At 67.8% G+C, this 19,394-nt stretch carries 19 protein-coding genes and 2 riboswitches; of the genes, 9 read left to right on the plus strand and 10 right to left on the minus strand.

Annotated features, from left to right (window positions below; genetic code table 11):
• The first annotated feature begins 73 nt into the window (after positions 1 to 73).
• The gene (locus ACZ0AA_RS01235) at positions 74 to 616 is read left to right on the plus strand and encodes a Dps family protein (protein WP_400861372.1); all 543 of its coding nucleotides are present in this window, start codon (positions 74 to 76) and stop codon (positions 614 to 616) included.
• A gap of 18 nt (positions 617 to 634) precedes the next feature.
• On the opposite strand, the gene ACZ0AA_RS01240 is transcribed toward ACZ0AA_RS01235, so the two are convergent.
• Complete coding sequence (locus ACZ0AA_RS01240; protein ID WP_400861369.1) at positions 635 to 1,168, minus strand: DUF6328 family protein; 534 nt, start codon at positions 1,166 to 1,168, stop codon at positions 635 to 637.
• 69 nt (positions 1,169 to 1,237) lie between these two features.
• Here ACZ0AA_RS01240 and ACZ0AA_RS01245 point away from each other — a divergent pair, with 69 nt between their 5' ends.
• A complete protein-coding gene (locus tag ACZ0AA_RS01245; protein WP_463511921.1) occupies positions 1,238 to 1,459 on the plus strand; it encodes a hypothetical protein in 222 nt (73 codons plus the stop codon).
• 9 nt (positions 1,460 to 1,468) lie between these two features.
• Here the strand turns inward: ACZ0AA_RS01245 and ACZ0AA_RS01250 are convergent, their stop codons facing one another.
• Positions 1,469 to 2,050, minus strand: coding sequence for a 1-acyl-sn-glycerol-3-phosphate acyltransferase (locus ACZ0AA_RS01250; protein WP_463511922.1), 582 nt, complete (start codon positions 2,048 to 2,050; stop codon positions 1,469 to 1,471).
• A 92-nt stretch (positions 2,051 to 2,142) separates the two neighbouring features.
• Here ACZ0AA_RS01250 and ACZ0AA_RS01255 point away from each other — a divergent pair, with 92 nt between their 5' ends.
• Positions 2,143 to 2,286, plus strand: a complete 144-nt coding sequence (locus ACZ0AA_RS01255) for a hypothetical protein (RefSeq protein WP_400861360.1) — start codon at positions 2,143 to 2,145, stop codon at positions 2,284 to 2,286.
• A gap of 28 nt (positions 2,287 to 2,314) precedes the next feature.
• On the opposite strand, the gene ACZ0AA_RS01260 is transcribed toward ACZ0AA_RS01255, so the two are convergent.
• On the minus strand, positions 2,315 to 3,796 hold the full coding sequence (locus tag ACZ0AA_RS01260; RefSeq protein ID WP_400861357.1) for an MDR family MFS transporter: 1,482 nt from the start codon (positions 3,794 to 3,796) through the stop codon (positions 2,315 to 2,317).
• Between the two features lie 168 nt (positions 3,797 to 3,964).
• On the opposite strand from ACZ0AA_RS01260, the gene ACZ0AA_RS01265 reads away from it, so the two are divergent.
• The gene (locus ACZ0AA_RS01265; protein WP_463511923.1) at positions 3,965 to 6,010 is read left to right on the plus strand and encodes an ABC transporter ATP-binding protein; all 2,046 of its coding nucleotides are present in this window, start codon (positions 3,965 to 3,967) and stop codon (positions 6,008 to 6,010) included.
• Between the two features lie 7 nt (positions 6,011 to 6,017).
• On the opposite strand, the gene ACZ0AA_RS01270 is transcribed toward ACZ0AA_RS01265, so the two are convergent.
• Genes ACZ0AA_RS01270 through ACZ0AA_RS01300 form a run of 7 tightly spaced genes read right to left on the minus strand, consistent with a single transcriptional unit; the run spans position 6,018 to position 13,353 of the window.
• Positions 6,018 to 6,791 carry an SDR family NAD(P)-dependent oxidoreductase gene (locus ACZ0AA_RS01270; RefSeq protein WP_463511924.1) on the minus strand — a complete coding sequence of 258 codons (774 nt, stop codon included), beginning with the start codon at positions 6,789 to 6,791 and terminating at the stop codon, positions 6,018 to 6,020.
• Between the two features lie 19 nt (positions 6,792 to 6,810).
• The gene (locus ACZ0AA_RS01275) at positions 6,811 to 7,758 is read right to left on the minus strand and encodes a glycosyltransferase family 2 protein (RefSeq protein WP_463511925.1); all 948 of its coding nucleotides are present in this window, start codon (positions 7,756 to 7,758) and stop codon (positions 6,811 to 6,813) included.
• Between the two features lie 37 nt (positions 7,759 to 7,795).
• A complete protein-coding gene (locus ACZ0AA_RS01280) occupies positions 7,796 to 8,935 on the minus strand; it encodes a cysteine desulfurase family protein (protein WP_400861347.1) in 1,140 nt (379 codons plus the stop codon).
• Between the two features lie 5 nt (positions 8,936 to 8,940).
• Positions 8,941 to 9,792: a carboxylating nicotinate-nucleotide diphosphorylase gene (gene nadC / locus ACZ0AA_RS01285; RefSeq protein ID WP_463511926.1), complete on the minus strand. Its 852-nt coding sequence runs from the start codon at positions 9,790 to 9,792 to the stop codon at positions 8,941 to 8,943.
• The gene (gene nadB, locus ACZ0AA_RS01290) at positions 9,792 to 11,306 is read right to left on the minus strand and encodes an L-aspartate oxidase (protein WP_463511927.1); all 1,515 of its coding nucleotides are present in this window, start codon (positions 11,304 to 11,306) and stop codon (positions 9,792 to 9,794) included. Before nadB ends, nadC begins: the two co-directional genes overlap by 1 nt.
• Positions 11,303 to 12,640, minus strand: coding sequence for a quinolinate synthase NadA (gene nadA, locus ACZ0AA_RS01295; protein ID WP_463511928.1), 1,338 nt, complete (start codon positions 12,638 to 12,640; stop codon positions 11,303 to 11,305). Before nadA ends, nadB begins: the two co-directional genes overlap by 4 nt.
• Complete coding sequence (locus ACZ0AA_RS01300) at positions 12,637 to 13,353, minus strand: NUDIX hydrolase (protein ID WP_400861338.1); 717 nt, start codon at positions 13,351 to 13,353, stop codon at positions 12,637 to 12,639. Before ACZ0AA_RS01300 ends, nadA begins: the two co-directional genes overlap by 4 nt.
• A 246-nt stretch (positions 13,354 to 13,599) precedes the next feature.
• Here ACZ0AA_RS01300 and ACZ0AA_RS01305 point away from each other — a divergent pair, with 246 nt between their 5' ends.
• Genes ACZ0AA_RS01305 through ACZ0AA_RS01325 form a run of 5 tightly spaced genes read left to right on the plus strand, consistent with a single transcriptional unit; the run spans position 13,600 to position 18,992 of the window.
• Positions 13,600 to 15,291 carry an ABC transporter substrate-binding protein gene (locus tag ACZ0AA_RS01305; RefSeq protein ID WP_400861335.1) on the plus strand — a complete coding sequence of 564 codons (1,692 nt, stop codon included), beginning with the start codon at positions 13,600 to 13,602 and terminating at the stop codon, positions 15,289 to 15,291.
• A 39-nt stretch (positions 15,292 to 15,330) separates the two neighbouring features.
• Positions 15,331 to 16,326, plus strand: coding sequence for an ABC transporter permease (locus ACZ0AA_RS01310; RefSeq protein ID WP_400861332.1), 996 nt, complete (start codon positions 15,331 to 15,333; stop codon positions 16,324 to 16,326).
• Positions 16,319 to 17,299, plus strand: a complete 981-nt coding sequence (locus ACZ0AA_RS01315; protein WP_400861330.1) for an ABC transporter permease — start codon at positions 16,319 to 16,321, stop codon at positions 17,297 to 17,299. The genes ACZ0AA_RS01310 and ACZ0AA_RS01315 overlap by 8 nt, the downstream gene beginning before the upstream one ends.
• Complete coding sequence (locus tag ACZ0AA_RS01320) at positions 17,296 to 18,159, plus strand: ABC transporter ATP-binding protein (protein ID WP_056508768.1); 864 nt, start codon at positions 17,296 to 17,298, stop codon at positions 18,157 to 18,159. The genes ACZ0AA_RS01315 and ACZ0AA_RS01320 overlap by 4 nt, the downstream gene beginning before the upstream one ends.
• Positions 18,156 to 18,992, plus strand: a complete 837-nt coding sequence (locus ACZ0AA_RS01325) for an ABC transporter ATP-binding protein (protein WP_400861326.1) — start codon at positions 18,156 to 18,158, stop codon at positions 18,990 to 18,992. Before ACZ0AA_RS01320 ends, ACZ0AA_RS01325 begins: the two co-directional genes overlap by 4 nt.
• Positions 18,993 to 19,134: 142 nt before the next feature.
• Positions 19,135 to 19,229: riboswitch (glycine riboswitch) on the plus strand.
• 1 nt (position 19,230) lies between these two features.
• Positions 19,231 to 19,359, plus strand: a riboswitch (glycine riboswitch).
• Positions 19,360 to 19,394 lie beyond the last annotated feature (35 nt).

Here is a 19,394-nt window from a genome sequence, read left to right on the forward strand (position 1 = left end):
GGGACTGTCAACCCCCTCGATCCGGACGTCGAGCAGAGCTAGCCTCGCAGTTCCCCAACCCCAGGAGGACTCCATGGCTGAGAAGACCGCGTCCAAGACCGGCAACGCATCCAAGCGCGGAGCGAAGACGACCAGGCGACAGAACGCCGAGAAGGGATTCACCGCATCGGCGACGCTCGCGGCGAACCTGCAGCTGGTGCTGGTCGACCTTATCGAGCTCTCGCTGCAGGGCAAGCAGGCGCACTGGAACGTCGTCGGCCGCAATTTCCGGGACACGCACCGACAGCTCGACGAGATCATCGATGCCGCGCGCACCTTCAGCGACACGGTCGCAGAGCGTATGCGGGCGCTGCACGCAGTGCCCGACGGGCGCACCGACACGATCGCAGAGTCGACGTCGCTCCCCGCGTTCCCGATGGGCGAGGTCTCGACGACCGACACGATCGACCTCGTGACAGCGCGACTGGACGCCGTCGTGGGGACGATCCGCGACGTGCACGACGCCGTCGACGAAGAGGACCCCACCTCCGCCGACATCCTGCACGCGGTGCTCGAGAGCCTCGAGCAGTTCGCGTGGATGGTCAGCGCCGAGAACCGCACTCCGGCCGGTCGCTGACTCTGCGCGGGCGGCTCGTCAGCTGTCCCCGTCCGCCCCGCCTCGTTCGGCCTCGCGCCGTACGAGGCGGGGCAGGACGAGCCAGAGCAGGAGCACGCCCACGAACGAGGAGACGAGCGCGATGAGCCCCGCCGCTCGGTCGACGGTGAAGTCGATGATGAGGGTGGTGACGCCGATCGTGAGTGCGGCGATCGCCACGAGGTCGATCTTCACGATCCGAGCGGCCACCCGCACGAGTTCGGGCTTGCGACGCCGTCCGAACAGCGCTCGATGCATGGCCACCGGGGCCAGCGCCAGAATGGTGGCCACCGCAGCGAGGCCCACCAGCACCACATACACGTCTCGCTGGAACTCGTCCATGTCCTCGAACCGAGGAGTGAACGCCACGGCGAGGAGGAAACCCGTGAGGATCTGCGTGCCGGTCTGCATCACCCGCAGTTCCTGCAGGAGCTCTTCCCAGTTGCGGTCCGCTCGCTCGTTGCGCGTCTCGTCGCGTCCGTCACGGCGGTCGTCGAGTTCCGTGGATGGCACGGTTCGGTCGTCGGGTTCCATGCGGCCAGTCTCGCGGGCGGCCTCGGATCCTGTCCAGCCGCTTGCGCGTCGACGGAGAAGGAGATCATGATGACGCTTCCACCGATCCGAGAGTGGTGGTCGGAACTGTCGCTCGACGCGCGGGTCGAGGTGCTCGGCGAGTCGGCACCGCAGCTGAGCGAACGAGCTCGAGGGGAGATCCGGACGATCACGGGCGCCGTGGTCGGCATGACCGAGACCCTCTCAGACGAAGACCTCGACTACGCGCGCTCGGAGACACGCTTGGAGATCGCCGACGAGGACGCGGACTGACCCCATCGCTCAGCTCTGTTCGAAGGGCTGCTCCTCGCGCAGCCTGGGGGTCGTGCGGCGCTCCGGACGCAGGCCTGCCTTGTCGGCGTAGAACGCACGGATCCGGTCCATGTCGGCAGCCACGTCACCTGTCAGCTCGAGGGTGGGTCCGAGACCTGTGGTCATGGTGGTGCGGTCGACGAATCCGAGTGTCACCGGCATCCCGGTCTCTTGCGCGATCCGATAGAAGCCGGATTTCCAGTACTCGTTTCCTCCGCGAGTGCCGTCGGGCGTGATCACGAGGCCGAAGACGCTGCCGGAATGCACCTGCGCGACGACGTCGTTGACGACCCGTGCAGGGTCGGCGCGGTCGACGGCGATGCCGCCGATGCTCCGCATGATCGGCCCTCGCCAGCCACGGAACAGACTGTTCTTGCCGAGCCAGTGCACCTCGATGTCGAGTCGCCACGCGATAGCCAGCATGAGGACGAAATCCCAATTGGACGTGTGCGGCGCACCGATCAGGATGGTGGGTCGTGTCGGGGTCGCCTCGGCGGTGAGGGTCCAGCGGCTGGCTGCCCAGAAGAGGCGGGCGAGGAGTCGTTTGAGCACTCGTCAACCGTAGGGCAGAACTGCCTGTGACCCGTTCTCGTCTGGCGAGGCTTTTTCGCGCCACCCCGTCGGCACAGGCGTACGATCGAATGATGGCCAAGACACAGGACTCCGCCGAGCAGGACGCACCGACCGTGCTTCAGCCGCTGACCGGGACTCCGAACCTGCTTGAGGACGACGCCGCCGGGTACTGCAGCGGCGGCGTCTGCCACTTCCCTGCGCCGAAGACGCAGTAGCGATCAGACGCCGCCGCAGCGGTGACGGTCAGTGGCCGCCGCCATGTGCCCCGCCGGAGACGTCGTCCGCGGGCTTGCGGACGAACGGGCTCAGAGCGACGGCGGCGAGCGAGATGATCGCGGCGATGAGGAAGGCCATCCGCGCGCCGGGTGCACCGGCGGTCGCGGTATCGAGACCCTCGGCTTCTCCTGCGTGCAGGATGGCGGAGTAGGTGACGGTGAGGACAGCGACACCGGCTGCCCCGCCGACCTGCTGGAGCGTGTTCAGCACCGCGGAGCCGTGCGAGTACAGCGACCGCTGCAGTGATCCGAGCGATGCGGAGAACAGCGGCGTGAAGGACATCGCCAGCCCGACCGACATCGCCGCCTGCACGATGATCAGCACCCACCACACGGTGTGCTCGCCGACCGTCGAGTAGTAGAACAGCGCGGCCGAGACGAGGAGCGTTCCCGGGATCAGCAGCGGGCGCGTGCCACGGGCGTCGTAGACGCGACCCATGAGCGGACCGAGCACACCCATCAGCACCGACCCGGGGAGCAGGATCAGGCCGGACTCGAGCGCGTTGAGGCCTGCGACGTTCTGGAGGTACTGGGGGAGCAGGGTCAGCGTGCCGAACATGGACAGCGCGAGGATAGCCATGATGATGACGGCGAAGGTGAAGTTGGACGAGCGGAACACCCGCAGGTCGAGCAGTGCATCGTCGATCCGCTGCAGCACCAGCTGACGCCACACGAACAGCGCGAGCGCGACGGCGCCGACGACGAGTGCGGTCACGCCGGCAGCCTCACCCGAACCGCCCTCGCCACCGAACTGGCTGAGGCCGAAGACGATGCCGCCGAATCCGAGCGCTGCGAGCGGGATCGAGAGCACGTCGAGGGGGACCTTGCGGGTCTCGCCGAGGTTCGTCATCCACCGGACGCCGATGAACAGCGAGACGAGCGCGATCGGAAGGATGATCGCGAACAGCGCGCGCCAGTGGAGCGTCTCGAGCACCGCACCCGCGAGCGTCGGTCCGATCGCCGGTGCGAGTGAGATGACGAGGCCGACCCGGCCCATCATGCGACCGCGCGACTGCGGCGGGACGACGTTCATGATCGTGGTCATGAGAAGCGGCATCATGATGCCCGTGCCGGCGGCCTGGATGACGCGTCCGACGAGCAGGATCTCGAACCCTGGTGCCACGAGGGCGACGAGGGTGCCGAGCGAGAACGAGATCATCGCGGCGATGAACACCTGGCGCGTCGTGAACCGCTGCAGGATGAACCCGGTCGTGGGGATCACGACGGCCATGGTCAGCATGAACGCGCTCGTCAGCCACTGGCCGAGCTCCGGCGGGATGCCGAGATCGACGTTCAGATGCGGGATCGCGATCCCCATCGTCGTCTCGTTCAGGATCGCGACGAACGCGGCGACGAGGAGGAGCCAGATCACGCGCATGTCGCTGCGGGCGATCTCGCCGCTGGGGGCGGAAGGGGGCGTGGTGATCGAACCGGTGTCGACGGCAGACATACGGCCTCCAGGGCAGAGAAGAAGGGGGAGTGCGCGAGTGCGCGGGAACCATTCAGCGTAACGGCAGGGTCGGACATTTCATTCCGGATGCGGACGAATCCGCTCACAGCGGATGATCAGGATCGGTGCTCGGGCCGCCTCGCCCTGTGCGCTGACTACGCTTGCGGCATGAGCATGGGTGGCGGACGCGGTGGATTCCGCGGGGTGGACGAGAGCGCGCAGCGTCGCCTCAATGCCGAGGCGCCGAGGATCAGCGGTCTGGGTGCCAGAGTGATCAGCCTCTTCCGGCCCTACCGCTGGCGCATCTTCTGGACCGGTGTGCTGGTCGTGATCGGCGCCGCGATCGCAGTAATCCCGCCACTGATCGTGCAGCGCATCTTCGACGACGCGCTGTTCCCGGTCGACGGCGGGGGCCCGCAGCTGCAACTGCTGATCTGGCTCGTCTCCGCGATGGTCGGGTTCTTCCTGGTCTCCGCGATTCTCGGCGTCGCGCAGACCTGGCTGACCTCGACGGTGGGCAACAGCGTCACCGGCGATCTGCGAGTCCGTCTGTTCGAGCACCTGCAGGCGATGGAGCTCGGCTTCTTCACCAGGACGAAGACCGGCGTGATCCAGTCCCGCCTGCAGAACGACGTCGGCGGTGTCTCGGGCGTTCTGACGAACACCGTCACCAGCATCCTGGGCAACGTCGTCACGGTGATCGCCTCTCTCGTCGCGATGATCCTGATCGACTGGCGCCTCACTCTGATCGCCGTCGTGCTGATGCCGTTCCTGATCATCGTGCAGCGGCGCGTCGGGCAGGTGCGGGCGCGCATCGCCGGCGAGACGCAGGAGTCGCTGTCGGAGCTCACCTCGATCACGCAGGAGACCCTGAGCGTCTCGGGGATGCTGCTGTCGAAAGCGTTCAACAGACAGCGCACGGAGTCGCAGCGATACCAGGCCGAGAACCGCAATCAGGTCATGCTGCAGGTGCGGCGAGCGATGAGCGGTCAGGGCTTCTTCGCCGTCGTGCAGGTGCTGATGGCGAGCGTCCCTGCCGTCATCTACCTCGTCTCGGGGTACCTCATCGCCGGTGGCAGCGGTGCGATCACCGCAGGCACGGTCGTGGCCTTCACCACCGTCCAGGCCCGTCTGCTGCAGCCGCTCATGGGCCTGATGCGGGTGTCGCTCGACCTGCAGACGTCCTCCGCGCTGTTCGCCCGCATCTTCGAGTACCTCGACCTCGTGCCCGAGATCCAGGACGCTCCGGACGCGATCACGGTGGCAGAAGCCCCGGGACCGCGGGGGCGGATCGAGTTCGCGGATGTCGTCTTCCGCTACCCGGATGCCGCGCCCGACGCCCGTCCCACTCTGCAGGGGGTGTCGTTCGTCGCTGAACCGGGTCAGCACGTCGCGTTCGTCGGTCCGTCCGGCGCAGGCAAGACGACGGTTCTCTACCTGGCTCCGAGGCTGTACGAGGCGCACGGCGGCGCCGTGCTGTTCGCGGGAGCGGACGTGAAGACCCTCACGCAGGAGTCGATCATCGACCAGGTCGGCATCGTGTCGCAGGAGACCTACCTGTTCCACGCCACGATCCGCGAGAATCTGCTGTACGCCCGCCCGGAGGCCACGGAGGAGGAGATGATCGCCGCCTGCACCGCGGCGAACATCCACCACATCATCAGCGGGTTCGAAGACGGCTACGACACGGTGGTCGGCGAGCGGGGCTACCGTCTCTCGGGTGGCGAGAAGCAGCGCATCGCGATCGCCCGTGTTCTGCTGAAGGACCCGCCTGTTCTCCTGCTCGACGAGGCTACCTCCGCCCTCGACACGGTCTCGGAGCGCGTCGTGCAGGAGGCGCTCGACGAAGCGGCGAAGGGTCGCACCACCCTCACGATCGCGCACCGTCTCTCGACGATCATGGGTGCGGACGTCATCCACGTCGTCGAGGCCGGCCTGATCGTGGAGTCGGGCACGCATGCCGAGCTCCTCGCTCTGGGAGGTCTCTACGCGGAGCTCGCCGCACAGCAGGTGGCCGCGTCGCGTGTGCTCGACACGGAGACGGTCATCGAGTCGACTGTCTCGGGCGGCCTGCGCGCCGCTCTCGCCGACCGCAGGGCCGACCGTGCGCCGGAGGACTCAGCCGGTGCGGATGCGGTCGAGGCGCTCACCGCGCCGGTTCCGCTGCTCGATGTGCCTCGCGGGGACGAGCGGGTGTACCCGGCCGAAGGGTGACACGCCCTCAGTGGACCGACAGGCCGCCGTCGATGAACAACGACTGTCCCGTGACGTAGCTCGCGCCGACACCGGCGAGGAACACTGCCGCCGCCGCGAAATCAGAGGGCAATCCGTTGCGGCCGATCATCGTCCGGGCGGCCAGCGCCGCGATCTGCTCCGGATCCTCCTGCAACCGCGCATTCAGCGGGGTGAGCACGAACCCGGGAACGAGGGTGTTGCTCGTGACTCCGGTGCCGCCCCACGCCTCGGCCTCCGAGCGCATCAGCGACTCGACGGCTCCCTTGGACGCGCCGTAGACGCCGCTGCCGACGAAGGCGCGGTGAGCCTGCTGTGAGCTGATGTGGATCAGGCGCCCGAAGCCTCGCTCGGCCATGCCCGTGGCATACCGTTGCCCGAGCAGGAACGGGGCGAGCGCATTGACGGTCATCGTCGCATCCCAGTCGTCCTCTGTGATCTCGGCGAACGGCGGGCGGATGTTGATCCCTGCGGAGTTCACGAGGATGTCCGGCTCGCCGAACGGCTCGGCGGCGGCTTCAGCGAGTGCGCGGATCCCTGCTCGGGTGCCGAGGTCGCCGACGATGCCGGCTGCGCGGCCACCGGCGCGAGTGAGCTCCGCGACGGTCTCGGCGATCCGGGCTTCTCCTCGTGCCACGACCACCGTGGAGGCCCCCGCCCTCGCGAGTGCGGTGGCGATGCCTCGTCCGATGCCCGAACTGCCGCCGGTGACGACGGCTGTGCGTCCCTCGAGCGAGAAGAGGTCTGCGAGGTACTGGTTCATCGGTCTCCTGGGGCGAGGCTCACCATGCCAGAGCGGCGGTGAGGGCGGGGTCGGGGCGCGCGTCGGAGTGCTCGGGGAGTGCCTCTATCTCGGCGACGAACGCGTCGATCTCCGACGAATACCGGGAATCGGCGTGGGTGCGGGCGATCTCGAGCAGTGGAGGCACATCCATTGCGAGGATCAGCTCGAGCCGGGCCGTGACGGCGGCCTGGGCACCTGCCTCGTGCAGCACGCGGATCCCTCCGCGCAGTGCTTCGAGGTAGTCGCGCAGCACCGGGAGCTGCGCCCGACCCTGCGTGATCGAGGTGCCGTCGGCCCGCAGACGCCACCGCACCACGGTGTCGGGGATGACGTCGAAGCTGCGGGCGCGCGTGTACATCAGCTGCGCGACCACCTGATCCTCGTATGCCACGCCCTCGGGAAATCTCAGATCGCTCCAGAAATCGGTGCGACTGATCTTCGACCACGCGACGATGTTGGCGCTCGCGCGGGGGTGCTCCATGATCGTGGTGCCGAGTCGTGCAGGAGACGTCGCGGCCGACACCCATGGCTGCACCCGCCCGGGGAGGTAGCGCTCGCCGTCGAAGCGCGATCGCACGTAGGCACCGGCGACGAAATCGCTGCCGGTCTCTGCGATGGTGCCGAGGAGGCGTTCGAGCGCCGTCGGGGTGAGCTCGTCATCGCCGTCGAGAAACCCGACGAAGGGGGTGTCGACCAGGTCGAGGCCCACATTCCGTGCGGCACCGAGCCCTCGCGACGCCTCGTGCCGCAGGCTTCGGAACCGTGGGTCCGCCGCAGCGGCCGCAGCGAAGATCTCCGCGGTGTCGTCGGCGGAGCCATCGTCGATGAGGAGAGCGCGCCACCGGGTCTCGGACTGCGAGCGCAGCGAGTCGAGTGCGGCCGGGGCGAAGGCGCCGATGTCGCGGCCGGGGACGATCAGGGTCACGATCGGGGCGGTGGCGGTCACCAGCCGAGTCTATGGCCGCACGCGCTGCTCACGCCGTTCAGCGGTGGGCGACCGCGCGCACCGACTCGCCCACCAGTCCGGCGAGCCGCTCAGGCAGATCGGAGGGCAGTGCCTCGCGTCCGAACGTGAAGCGCACGGAGGTCTGGGCGGCCGAGGGAGACACGCCGCACGCGAGGAGCACGTGCGAGGGCTCGTCGCTTCCGGCAGCGCACGCGGAGCCGCTCGACGACACGACTCCCCGTCGCTCGAGCTCGAGCAGGACGGCCTCGCCGCTGACGCCCGCGAAGGTGAAGCTCGCTGTGCCGGGGAGCCTCGCTATCGGGTCGCCGGTGAGCGATGCCTGCGGCACGAGCGTCTGCACCGCTGAGATGAATCGACCCGTGGACGCGCTGAGTCGAGCGGTGAGCTCCTCGCGCTCGGACTCGGCGAGTTCGAGCGCCGTGGCAAGGGCCACCGCACCCGCGACGTTCTCGGTGCCCGAGCGGCGGCCTCGTTCCTGACCGCCCCCGTGCAGGAGGGGTTCGAGCGCGACGCGCCCGCGCACGGCGAGAGCCCCGATTCCCTTGGGGGTTCCGAGCTTGTGCCCGGCGACCGCTATCGCATCCGCCTCGAGACCGACGAGAGAGAGCCACCCCGCCGATTGCACCGCGTCGACGTGCAGCGGCACCCCGGCGCTCCGGGCCGCTGCCGCGAGTGAGGGCACGTCCTGGATCGTGCCGATCTCGTTGTTGGCGTGTCCGATGGCCACCAGTGCGGTGTCCTCGCGCAATGTCCGCGTCAGGGCGTCCACGGAGATCCGACCGTGAGCGTCGACCGGAGCAGCCGTGACCTCGACGCCGTGAAAGCGACGCAGGTAGTCGGCGGATTCGAGGATCGACTCGTGCTCGATCGGCGACACGACCAGGTGCCCCCGGCCGCGCGCGAGGGCTGCGAGTACGATCCCCTTCACCGCGAGGTTGTTCGACTCCGTTCCGCCGGAGGTGAAGATCACATCGCCGGACCGCATGCCGAGCATTCGAGCGACCCGTGAACGCGCCTCGTCGAGCGCGCTCGCCGCAGCCTCCCCGTACGTGTGATGGCTCGAGGGATTGCCGAACACCCCGGTGAGGAAGGGGTGCATCGCGTCGAGCACCTCCGGGCGGACGGGCGCGGTCGCGGCATGATCGAGGTAGAGCATCAGCGTCAGTCGATCCGCACGTCCAGGCCGAGGTCGAGGGCCCTGGCGGAGTGCGTCAACGCGCCGACCGAGATCACATCGACGCCGGTCGCCGCGATGTCGCCGACCGTGTCGAGAGTCACTCCGCCAGAGGCTTCGACCTGCGCGCGGTCGCCGATGAGCGCCACCCCCGCCCGCAGCTCATCGAGCGAGAAGTTGTCGAGCAGCACGGTGTGCGCTCCGCCGTCGAGCACTGCCGGGATCTGGTCGAGCCGGTCGACCTCGACCACCACGTGGGTGGTGTGGGGGAGGCGAGAGAACGCCTCGCGCAGGGCGGTGGCGAGGTCTACGCCGGAGCGCTTCAGCACTGCGAGATGGTTGTCCTTCGCCATCACCGCATCGGACAGCGAATGGCGGTGATTGTGTCCGCCCCCCGAGAGCACCGCATGCCGCTCGAAGGCGCGGAGCCCTGGAGTCGTCTTCCGGGTGTCGGCGATGCGTGCGGACGTCCCCTCGATCGCGCGCACATATGCTGCGGTGGCTGTCGCGATGCCGCTCATCCGCTGTGCGAAGTTCAGTGCGATGCGCTCGGCGGTGAGGATCCCGCGGGCGGATCCCGACACCGAGGCGAGCACGTCACCGGCCGCGAAGGCGTCCCCGTCACCCACGTGCACGTCGATCGAGAGCGCCGGATCCGTGAGACGGAAAGCCGCCGAGAACACCTCGCCCCCGCTGAAGATGCCCGCCTCGCGAGCGACCAGATCGGCGGTGGCGGTGGCATCCGAGGGGAGCAGGGTCGCGCTGGTGAGGTCGCCCCAGGGGGCGTCCTCCTCGAGGGCTGCGCCGACGACACGGGTGATGTGGGCGGGGGTGAGCATCAGACGGTCTCCAGGAGGGCTGCGGCGACGGGTTCGCGGAAGTGGGCGCCGATCGACTCGGTGCGGGCGAGAGCTGCGGATGCCGTCGCCTCGGCGAGCAGGAGGAGGTTCGCGTCCTCGCGTTGGGCGACGGTCGTGGGGTCGGGGGCGGCGGCGAGCCAGCGACGTGCGGTGGCCATTGCACGGCGGAGGCCGTCTTCCGAACGCAGCAGGCCCACGTGGTCCCACATCAGCCGCTGGAGTGCCGCGCGACTGAACGCGACGACGTGGGCGTCCGCATCATCGGCGAAGGGGCTCTCGCCGCGCAGCAGGCCGTTCGCGCGCTCTTCGCGCGCGGCCACCGGAGGATGCTGCCATGGTGAGTCGAGTGCCGCTGCCGCGCGTGCGCCGAAGACGGCTCCTTCGAGGAGGGAGTTCGATGCGAGGCGGTTCGCTCCGTGCACGCCCGTGCGCGCGACCTCGCCCACCGCGAACAGGCCGGGTATCGACGTGCGTCCGTCGAGGTCCGTGACCACGCCGCCCATGAGGTAGTGCGCAGCCGGCGTCACGGGAATCGGCTCGGAAGACCAGTCGAGACCACGTTCACGCGTCACGCGATCGATCGTCGGGAATCGATGCGCGAGTCGGGGTCTGCCGATCATCGTCGCGTCGAGTCGTACGGGGGATCCCTGCCGAGCGGCCTGGCGGGCGATCGCGCGCGCGACGACATCCCGGGGGGCGAGTTCGCCGTCCGGGTGGCTGTCGAAGACGAATCGCCGGCCTGCCGCATCGAGCAGGGTTGCGCCCTCGCCGCGCACGGCCTCGGAGACGAGGAACGCGGGTCCTTCGGCCAGGATCGTCGGATGGAACTGCACGAACTCGAGGTCCGCGACCGTTGCGCCGACACGCAGGGCTGCGGCGATGCCGTCGCCGGTGGCTCCCAGGGGGTTCGTGGTGTGCGCATAGAGGTGACCGGCTCCGCCCGTCGCGAGGATCACCGCATCGGCTGAGAGGTCGGAGACGACGCCGTCGACCACCACGCGGATGCCGCGCGCGCTGCCTTCCTCGACGATGACATCGGCGAGGAAGGCTTCTTCGACCACGGTGACGTCCGCGCTGCGGACCGCGGCCACCAGCGTCCGGGCGATCGCCGCTCCGGTGGCATCGCCGCCGGCGTGGACTATGCGGGCGTGACGATGAGCAGCCTCACGTCCGAGGAGAAGTTCACCGTCCGGTGAGCGGTCGAATGCGACGCCCCGGGCGATCAGCTCGGCGATCCGGGTCGCGCCCTCGCGCACGAGGACCTCGACGGCGGATACATCCGAGAGCCCTGCCCCGGCATCGATCGTGTCAGCCGCGTGCTGTCCCGCAGAGTCGCCGGCACCGTAGATGCCGGCGACGCCGCCCTGTGCGTAGCCTGTGCAGCCGTCGCCGATCGCGCCCTTCGTCACGACGGTGACCGAATGCCCCGCCTCCCGCGCATGCAGTGCTGCGGTCAGGCCGGCGATTCCCGAGCCGACGACGATGACGTTCATCGAGCGCTCGTCACCACGGGCGGCTTCGCCGCCAGCATCCGCTCGAGAGCGACACGCGCGGGGTCGGCCACGTCGGGCGTCACCGTGATCCGGTTCGGCGTGCGCCCCGCGACGAGCTCTTCCAGCACCCAGGCGAGGTAGCCGGGGTGGATGCGGTACATCGTCGAGCAGGGGCAGACCACCGGGTCGAGGCAGAAGATCTCGTGCTGGGGGAACTGCGCGGCGAGGCGGCGAACGAGGTTGATCTCGGTGCCGATCGCGAAGGTCGTCGGCGTGGTCGCGGCAGCGATCGCTCGGCGGATGTAGTCGGTCGAACCCGCCTCATCAGCCGCGTCGACGACGGCCATGGGGCACTCCGGGTGCACGATCACCCGCACGCCGGGGTGCTCGATCCGCGCCTGGTCGATCTGGTCGACCGTGAACCGACGGTGCACCGAGCAGAACCCGTGCCAGAGGATCACCCGGGAGTCGACGAGCTCGGATGCCGAAGAGCCGCCGAGCGCCTTGCGAGGGTTCCACATCGGCATCTGCTCGAGGGGCACGCCCATCGCCTTCGCGGTGTTGCGTCCGAGGTGCTGGTCGGGGAAGAAGAGCACCCGCCGCCCGCGCTCGAACGCCCACTCGAGCACGGTCTGCGCGTTCGACGAGGTGCAGACGATTCCGCCGTGTCGGCCAACGAAGCCCTTGATCGCCGCGGAGGAGTTCATGTAGGTGACGGGAATCACGGGGACCCGACCGTCGTCGTCCTGCGCGTCGAGGTCGCCGAGAACCTCTGCGAGCTGCTCCCAGCAGTCCTCGACCTGATCGATGTCCGCCATGTCCGCCATCGAGCATCCGGCGGCGAGGTTCGGCAGGATGACGGCCTGGTCGGCGCCGGAGAGGAGGTCGGCGGTCTCGGCCATGAAGTGCACGCCGCAGAACACGATGGCCTCGGCATCCGGTCGCTCCTTCGCGGCGGTCGCGAGCTGGAACGAGTCGCCCACGTAGTCGGCGTGTCGCACCACCTCTTCGCGCTGGTAGAAGTGTCCGAGGATGACGGCACGGTCGCCGAGCACCGCCTTCGCCACGCGGATGCGCTCGTCGAGGTCTTCCTCGCTTGCCTCGCGGTACTCGGCGGGGAGCTCTCCCTGTCGCGGTGCTCCGGTCGGGATGACATCGCCCATCGACGAGCCCGGGCCATACCCGGGGCGGGAGTCGAAGTCCCAGGGGCCGACGGCGAGGTCGGTCGTGCAGGTCGCGTCGGTCGAGGCGCCGGACACGATCGACTGGATCGCATGGTCGACAGAGGCGTCGACCGGCTGGACGACCGGGGTGGGAACGAAGGTGATGCTCATCGTGTGCTCGTCTCCTCAGGGCCGAGGGGGCCGTGATCGGCCAGCTCGACATCGGTGTTGTAGCGGTACAGGCGCGCGGGGCGGTGGCTGCCGGTGCGGAACTGGTCGGTGGGGATGAGGTTGCCCGCTGCCTCGACCTGACGCCGGAAATTCGCGGGGTCCAGGTGTCTTGCGAGAATCGCCTCGTACGCCTCGCGGAGGTCGGCCAGGGTGAATTCGGCGGGAAGGAATCCGTGGGCGACACGGCTGTAGCCGACCTTGCTCCGCAGGCGCCACAGCGCGTAGTCCACGATCTTCGTGTGGTCGAAGGCGAGCGGCGGGATCTCGTCGAGGTCGAACCAGCGCACGTTCTCGGGTGCTCTGCCGGATGCGCGATGCGCGGCGCTCTGCGCGTCGACGTCGTCCTGTCGGAGCAGGGCCCAGTACACGATCGACACGACGCGCGTGGGGGAGCGGTCGACAGCCCCGAAGGCATAGAGCTGCTCGAGGTAGCTCGGGGTCAGGCCGGTGGTCTCCGCCAGGGTCCGTGCTGCAGCATCGACGGGCGATTCCGTCTCGGTGAGCCAGCCGCCGGGGAGGGCCCACTGGCCGGCGAACGGCTCGCGCGTTCGCAGCACCAGAGGCAGCGCCAGCACAGCGGAGCCGTTGTCCGTGCGGCGAAGGGTGAGGATCACGGTCGACACGGCGACGTCGATTCCTCTGCTTTGGGTCATAGGTACCTTAACCTCCCGCTCCGATCTTAGTGTCATCGGGACTGTTAGTGCACCTTCGTGACGTCGCACGCCCTGAAGCCGAAACGTTATATACCAGCGTTCTGGCCTCTTGTCGCCACCAGAGGGATTTGTTAGGTTACTGTCCTAACAAATCCCTTCCGGGATCTGTTACGAACTCCTTCCCGGAGTTCGTCTCCACACCCGGAGAAATCCCTCCTGCAGTGCAGCACCGAGAGGAAATACAGAATGATCCGTAACGGAAGGCGCAAGATCGCGCTCACCGCTGTGGCGGGGGCATCCGTCCTCGCCCTGGGCCTGACGGCCTGTGGCGCAGGCGGAGGCAATGAGGGGAGCGGTGGCGACGGCGACCGCGCTCTTCGTGTCTGGGCCGGCAGCCAGACCCCCATCACCGCGAACTACAACCCGTTCGCCCCGACCGTGCTCCACGGTGCGCTCGGACCGATCTACGAGCCGCTGTTCTTCTTCAACAAGACGGCGGACGCCGAGCCGGTCGGCCTGATCGGCGACTCGTTCGAGTACAACGAAGACGGCACGGCGATCACCATCACCATCAAGCCCGACCTCAAGTGGAGCGATGGAGAGCCGCTCACCGCGGCAGACGTCGCGTTCTCCTTCTCGTACGAGGCGAACAACCCCGAGGGCAACGGCCTGGTCTCCGCGGAGGCGACCGACGACACCACGGTCGTCCTCACCTACACGACCGCGCAGTACACGACCGAGTTCCAGCGTCTCGGCTCGACCTACGTCCTCCCGGAGCACATCTGGTCGGAGGTCACCGACTTCGCCAACTTCGCGAACGAGGAGCCGGTCGGTTCCGGCGCCTACGTGGTCGACAAGACGACGAGCGAGTCGTACACGCTCGTCGCCAACGAGAACTTCCGCGATGCCGACGAGCTCGGAGTGAAGAAGGTCCAGTACATCGCGGTCGACAACAACCAGACCGCGCAGGATCTGCTCGCCGCAGGCAAGCTCGACTGGACGGGCATGTTCATCCCGAACCCCGACGATGTCACGGGCAACGGCGCGATCGACTGGATCAACACCCCGCAGGACCCGACCGTGCTCTACACCTGCTCGAACGCCGAGCTCGGCTGCACAGGTCCGCAGACCGATGTCGCGGTCCGGCAGGCGCTCAACGTCGCCATCGACCGCGCGGCGATCAAGGACAAGGCGTTCGTCGGTCTGACCGGCGACATCTCGCCCACCTTCGCGCTGCTTCCGCGTGATGAGAAGTGGGTCGCGGACTCCGCCAACGAGGTCAGCCCGCAGGAGGCGGACGCCGCAGAGGCGGGCGAGATCCTCGAGACCGCCGGCTACACGAAGGACGGCGACTACTACGCGAAGGACGGCGTGCCGATCGAGCTCAGCCTGATCTCGGTCGACGGCTGGACCGACTACAACGACGCCGCCAAGCTGATCGCCGAGCAGGCAGAAGCGGCCGGCATCAAGGTCACGGCATCCACCGTGCAGTGGCAGGAGTTCTCCGACGCCCGGCAGGGCGGCGACTTCCAGCTCATCGTCGGCGGTGTCATCGGCACCTCGGTCGCCGACCCGTTCCAGATCTACCGTGACTGGTTCGGTGGCACGGCAGTCGAATCCACCAGCCCGGTGGGCACCGAGGTTCCCGCCGGTCGCTGGAACTTCAGCCGGTACAGCAACCCGGTGGTCGACACCGCCATCCAGGCGGCCGTCAGCACGAACGACGAGGCCGAGAAGAAGGAACTGTACGGCACGATCCAGACCGAGATCGTCCGTGACCTGCCCTACATCCCGCTGGTGATCAACGCCACGCAGACCTTCTACAACACGAAGGACTTCACGGGTTGGCCGACGGAGGAGGACCTCTACGCCTTCCCGCCGTCCTGGGGCGCGATCGCCGCGGGCTACGTCCTGACGCAGCTCGAGCCGGCGAACTAAGCACATGAGGTCGGGGGAGCAGGAAGCAAGGTCAGTGACATGAAGTTCTATGCACGAAGAATCGGGTTCTACGCGTTCACGCTGTGGGCCGCGATCTCACTCAACTTCCTGCTTCCCCGGCTCATGCCGGGGAACCCGGCGGACATCATGATCGCCAAGATGCAGCGAGCCGGCGGCGAGGTCTCCGAGACCACGATCCGCAACATCAAGCTGCTGCTCGGCGGTGATGACTCGTCTCTCTGGGACCAGTACATCGCGTACTGGGGTCGCATGTTCCAGGGCGACCTGGGCATCTCCGTCACCAAGTTCCCCACTCCGGTGAGCGAGCTGATCAGCCAGGCGCTGCCCTGGACGCTCATCCTCGTCGGCACGGTGACCGTGATCTCCTTCATCCTCGGCGTCGTGCTCGGCGCCTGGGCCGGGTGGAAGCGTGGCACCTGGGTCGATCACCTGATCCCCGCGACCACCGTGCTGCAGTCCATCCCCTACTTCTGGATGGCGCTGCTGCTCGTCTCGGTCTTCGCGGTCGGACTCGGCTGGTTCCCGATCTTCGGCGGCTACGACGTCTTCGAGTTCCCCGATGGGCCAGAGCCCACATGGGCGTTCTTCACGAATGCGCTCTCGCACGCGATCCTCCCCGCCATCACCATCGTCATCTCATCGGTGGGCGGCTGGATGTTCGGAATGCGCAACATGATGGTGCAGACCATGGCCGAGGACTACGTGCTCACGGCCGAGGCGAAGGGTCTTCGCCCTCGTCGCATCATGACCACCTATGCCGCGCGCAACGCCGCGATCCCGTCGATCGCAGGGTTCTCGATCACCCTCGGCTTCGTCGTGGCGGGTTCGATCGTGATGGAGCAGGTGTTCACCTATCCGGGCATCGGCAAGCTGATGTTCCAGGCGGTCACGAACAACGACTACGCGCTGATGCAGGGGCTCTTCCTCGTCATCACCATCACGGTGCTCGCCGCCAACTTCATCATGGACCTCGTCTATGGCTTCATCGACCCGAGGGCTCGCCAGAATGTCTGACACCGAGAACGCAGTGCTGATCACCAAGGATCAGCCCACGACCCAGCCCGCGAGCACCATCTCGATGGCGACCCACCGGGGGCGCAAGCGCCGCCGCGTGCTCCCCATCACCTCAGGGAAATTCGTCGTCGGCGCGGTCCTCGTGCTGTCGATCGTGCTGTTCGCGATCATCGCCCCGATCTTCTCGCAGGATCCGCGGAGCACCGACAACCCGGCTCTGCTGCCGCCGTCGCCGGAGCACTTGCTCGGCACCACCAAGCTGGGCAACGACATGTTCGCCCAGCTCGCGATCGGCGCTCAGGGGTCGCTCCTGGTCGGCGTCGTCGCCGGCGGCATCGCCATCGTGCTGTCGCTGCTCTTCGGGGTTCTCGCCGGGTACCTGGGCGGATGGCGGGAGGATGGCCTCGCACTGCTCACGAACGTCATGATCGTGATTCCCGGTCTGCCGCTGGTCATGGTGATCGCGTCATTCGTCCCCGAGCGCAACTGGCAGCTCGTCGCCTTCGTCCTCGGCATCACTTCCTGGGCCGGCGCCGCCTACGTGCTCCGGTTGCAGACGAGATCACTGCGCACCCGTGACTACGTCTACGCGTCGAAGGTCGCGGGGGAGAGATCCTTCCGGGTGATCCTGGTCGAGATCATGCCGAACCTGCTGCCGCTGCTCACCGCGCAGTTCCTGTTCGCGATCATCTTCGCGATCCTCGGTGAAGCCGGTCTCTCGTACCTCGGTCTGGGGCCCACCTCGTCGATCACCTGGGGGACCATCCTCAACGACGCGCAGTCCGGCCAGGCACTCGGACGAGGCGCTTGGTGGTGGTTCGTCCCTCCGGGAATCATGATCGCTCTCCTCGGCGCGGGGCTTTCGCTCATCAACTTCGCGATCGACGAGGTCATCAACCCCAAGCTGCGCAATGCGCCCGACGCTGCTCGACGCGTGCGCAAGGCCGCCAAGACGAAGGGGGTCGCCGCATGAGCGCTCCGGATGCCGTGCTGACCGCACGCAACGTGTCGATCGAGTACGAGGTGGATCCGCCGGTCAAGGCGGTCCGGAACGTGTCCCTCACGCTGAACCGCGGCGAGATCCTCGGCCTCGCAGGCGAATCGGGCTGCGGCAAGACCACCCTCGCGTACGGCATGAACCGGCTTCTCAAGGCGCCGGCGCTCATGACCGGCGGTGAGATCGTGTTCCACGACCGCGACGGCCACGACATCGACATCGTCGCACTCGACGGAGAGGGGCTGAGGGCGTTCCGCTGGGACAAGATCTCGATGGTGTTCCAGGGCGCGATGAACTCGCTCAACCCGGTGATCAGCGTCAAGGCGCAGATCTTCGACATCTTCGAGACCCATCGCCCCGGCATGTCCAAGAAGGACAAGCAGGCCAGGGCAGAGGAGCTGCTGACTCTCGTCGGGGTCGACCCGTCGAGGCTCACGAGCTTCCCGCACGAGCTCTCCGGCGGCATGCGCCAGCGCATGATGATCGCTATGGCACTCGCGCTGGATCCGCAGGTCATGATCATGGACGAGCCGACCACGGCACTCGACGTGGTCGTGCAGCGCGGGATCATCCGCGAGATCATGCGGCTGCGCGAGCGGCTCGGCTTCGCAGTGATCTTCATCACGCATGACCTTCCGATGCTGATCGAGATCAGCGACCGCATCGCCGTCATGCTGCAGGGGCAGATCGTCGAGGAGGGCACGGCGGAGGAGATCTACCGCACGCCCCAGCACGAGTACACGAAGAAGCTGCTGTCGAGCTTCCCGAGTCTGACCGGAGAGCGTGGCGATTTCGTCCGAACCGGCAACCAGCCCAGTCAGGAGGAGATCCGATGAGCGCTCACACCCTCGAGGCCCGCAACCTGGTGAAGGACTTCACTCTGCGATCAGGGCTCAAGACGTCGGTCCTGCACGCGGTCAAAGACGTCTCGTTCACCATCGAAGCAGGCAAGACGGTCGCCCTCGTCGGTGAATCGGGCTCGGGCAAGTCGACGATCGCCCGGATGCTGATGAAGCTCGAGACGCCGACGAGCGGGCAGATCCTGCTCGACGGGAAGGAATCCGGAATGCGTGGCCGGGCGGTCGAGGACTACCGCTCGCAGGTGCAGATGGTCTTCCAGGACCCGTTCGCCTCGCTGAACCCGTTCCACACGATCGTCCACCACCTGGAGCGACCGATCAGGCTCCACCATCCGAAGCTCTCCGGCGCCGAGGTGCGTGCGCGCGCCATCGAGCTGCTCGAGCGTGTGCGGCTGTCACCCGGGGAGAGCTTCGCCGAGCGTCGTCCGCACGAGCTGTCGGGTGGCCAGCGACAGCGCGTGGCGATCGCACGGGCGCTGGCGCCCGGGGCACGGTTCATCGTCGCGGATGAGCCGGTCTCGATGCTCGATGTCTCGATCCGGCTCGGGGTACTCAACCTGCTGGCCGATCTGCAGCGGGAGGAGAACCTCGGCGTGCTCTACATCACGCACGATCTCGCGACGGCCCGGCACTTCAGCGACGAGATCATGGTCCTCTACAAGGGGGACGTCGTGGAGCGCGGGCTTGCAGACGAGGTCATCCTCAATCCGCAGCACGAGTACACGAAGACACTGCTGGGCGCAGCGCCAGAACCCGAGAACCTCGGGCGCCTTCGTGATGAGGTCCGGGCCGAGCTGGCGGGCCGCTGACCCCCATCCTGACGCCGTGCTCTCCTGACGCCGTGCTCTCCTGCCGCCTCCCGCTCGGGGGCGTCGGGAGAGCACGGCTTCCTGCGACCTGTGCCGACGACGTCGACCCGCTAGACTGAGGCGACAATTGAAGACAGGCCGAATGAACCCCGCGGGAGAGCCCCGGCGAATGCAGCCGGGCACCGAAGGAGCAAGCCTCCCCGCCAATCTCTCAGGTACGCGTACCGCGCGGTTCCGGCCACTCTGAAAAGCGATATCCAGCGAACCCGGCGACGAGCACCCGCGCGTCCCCGCTCCTCGCCAGATGTCCGCCGACGGTGAAAGCCCAGTCTCTGGGCGAAGCTCTCAGGCCCATGACAGAGGGGGAGTTCCCAGGAGCAGCGTCGCCGCTGTTCCACCCGA

Source organism: Microbacterium sp. AC035 (genome assembly GCF_979258485.1).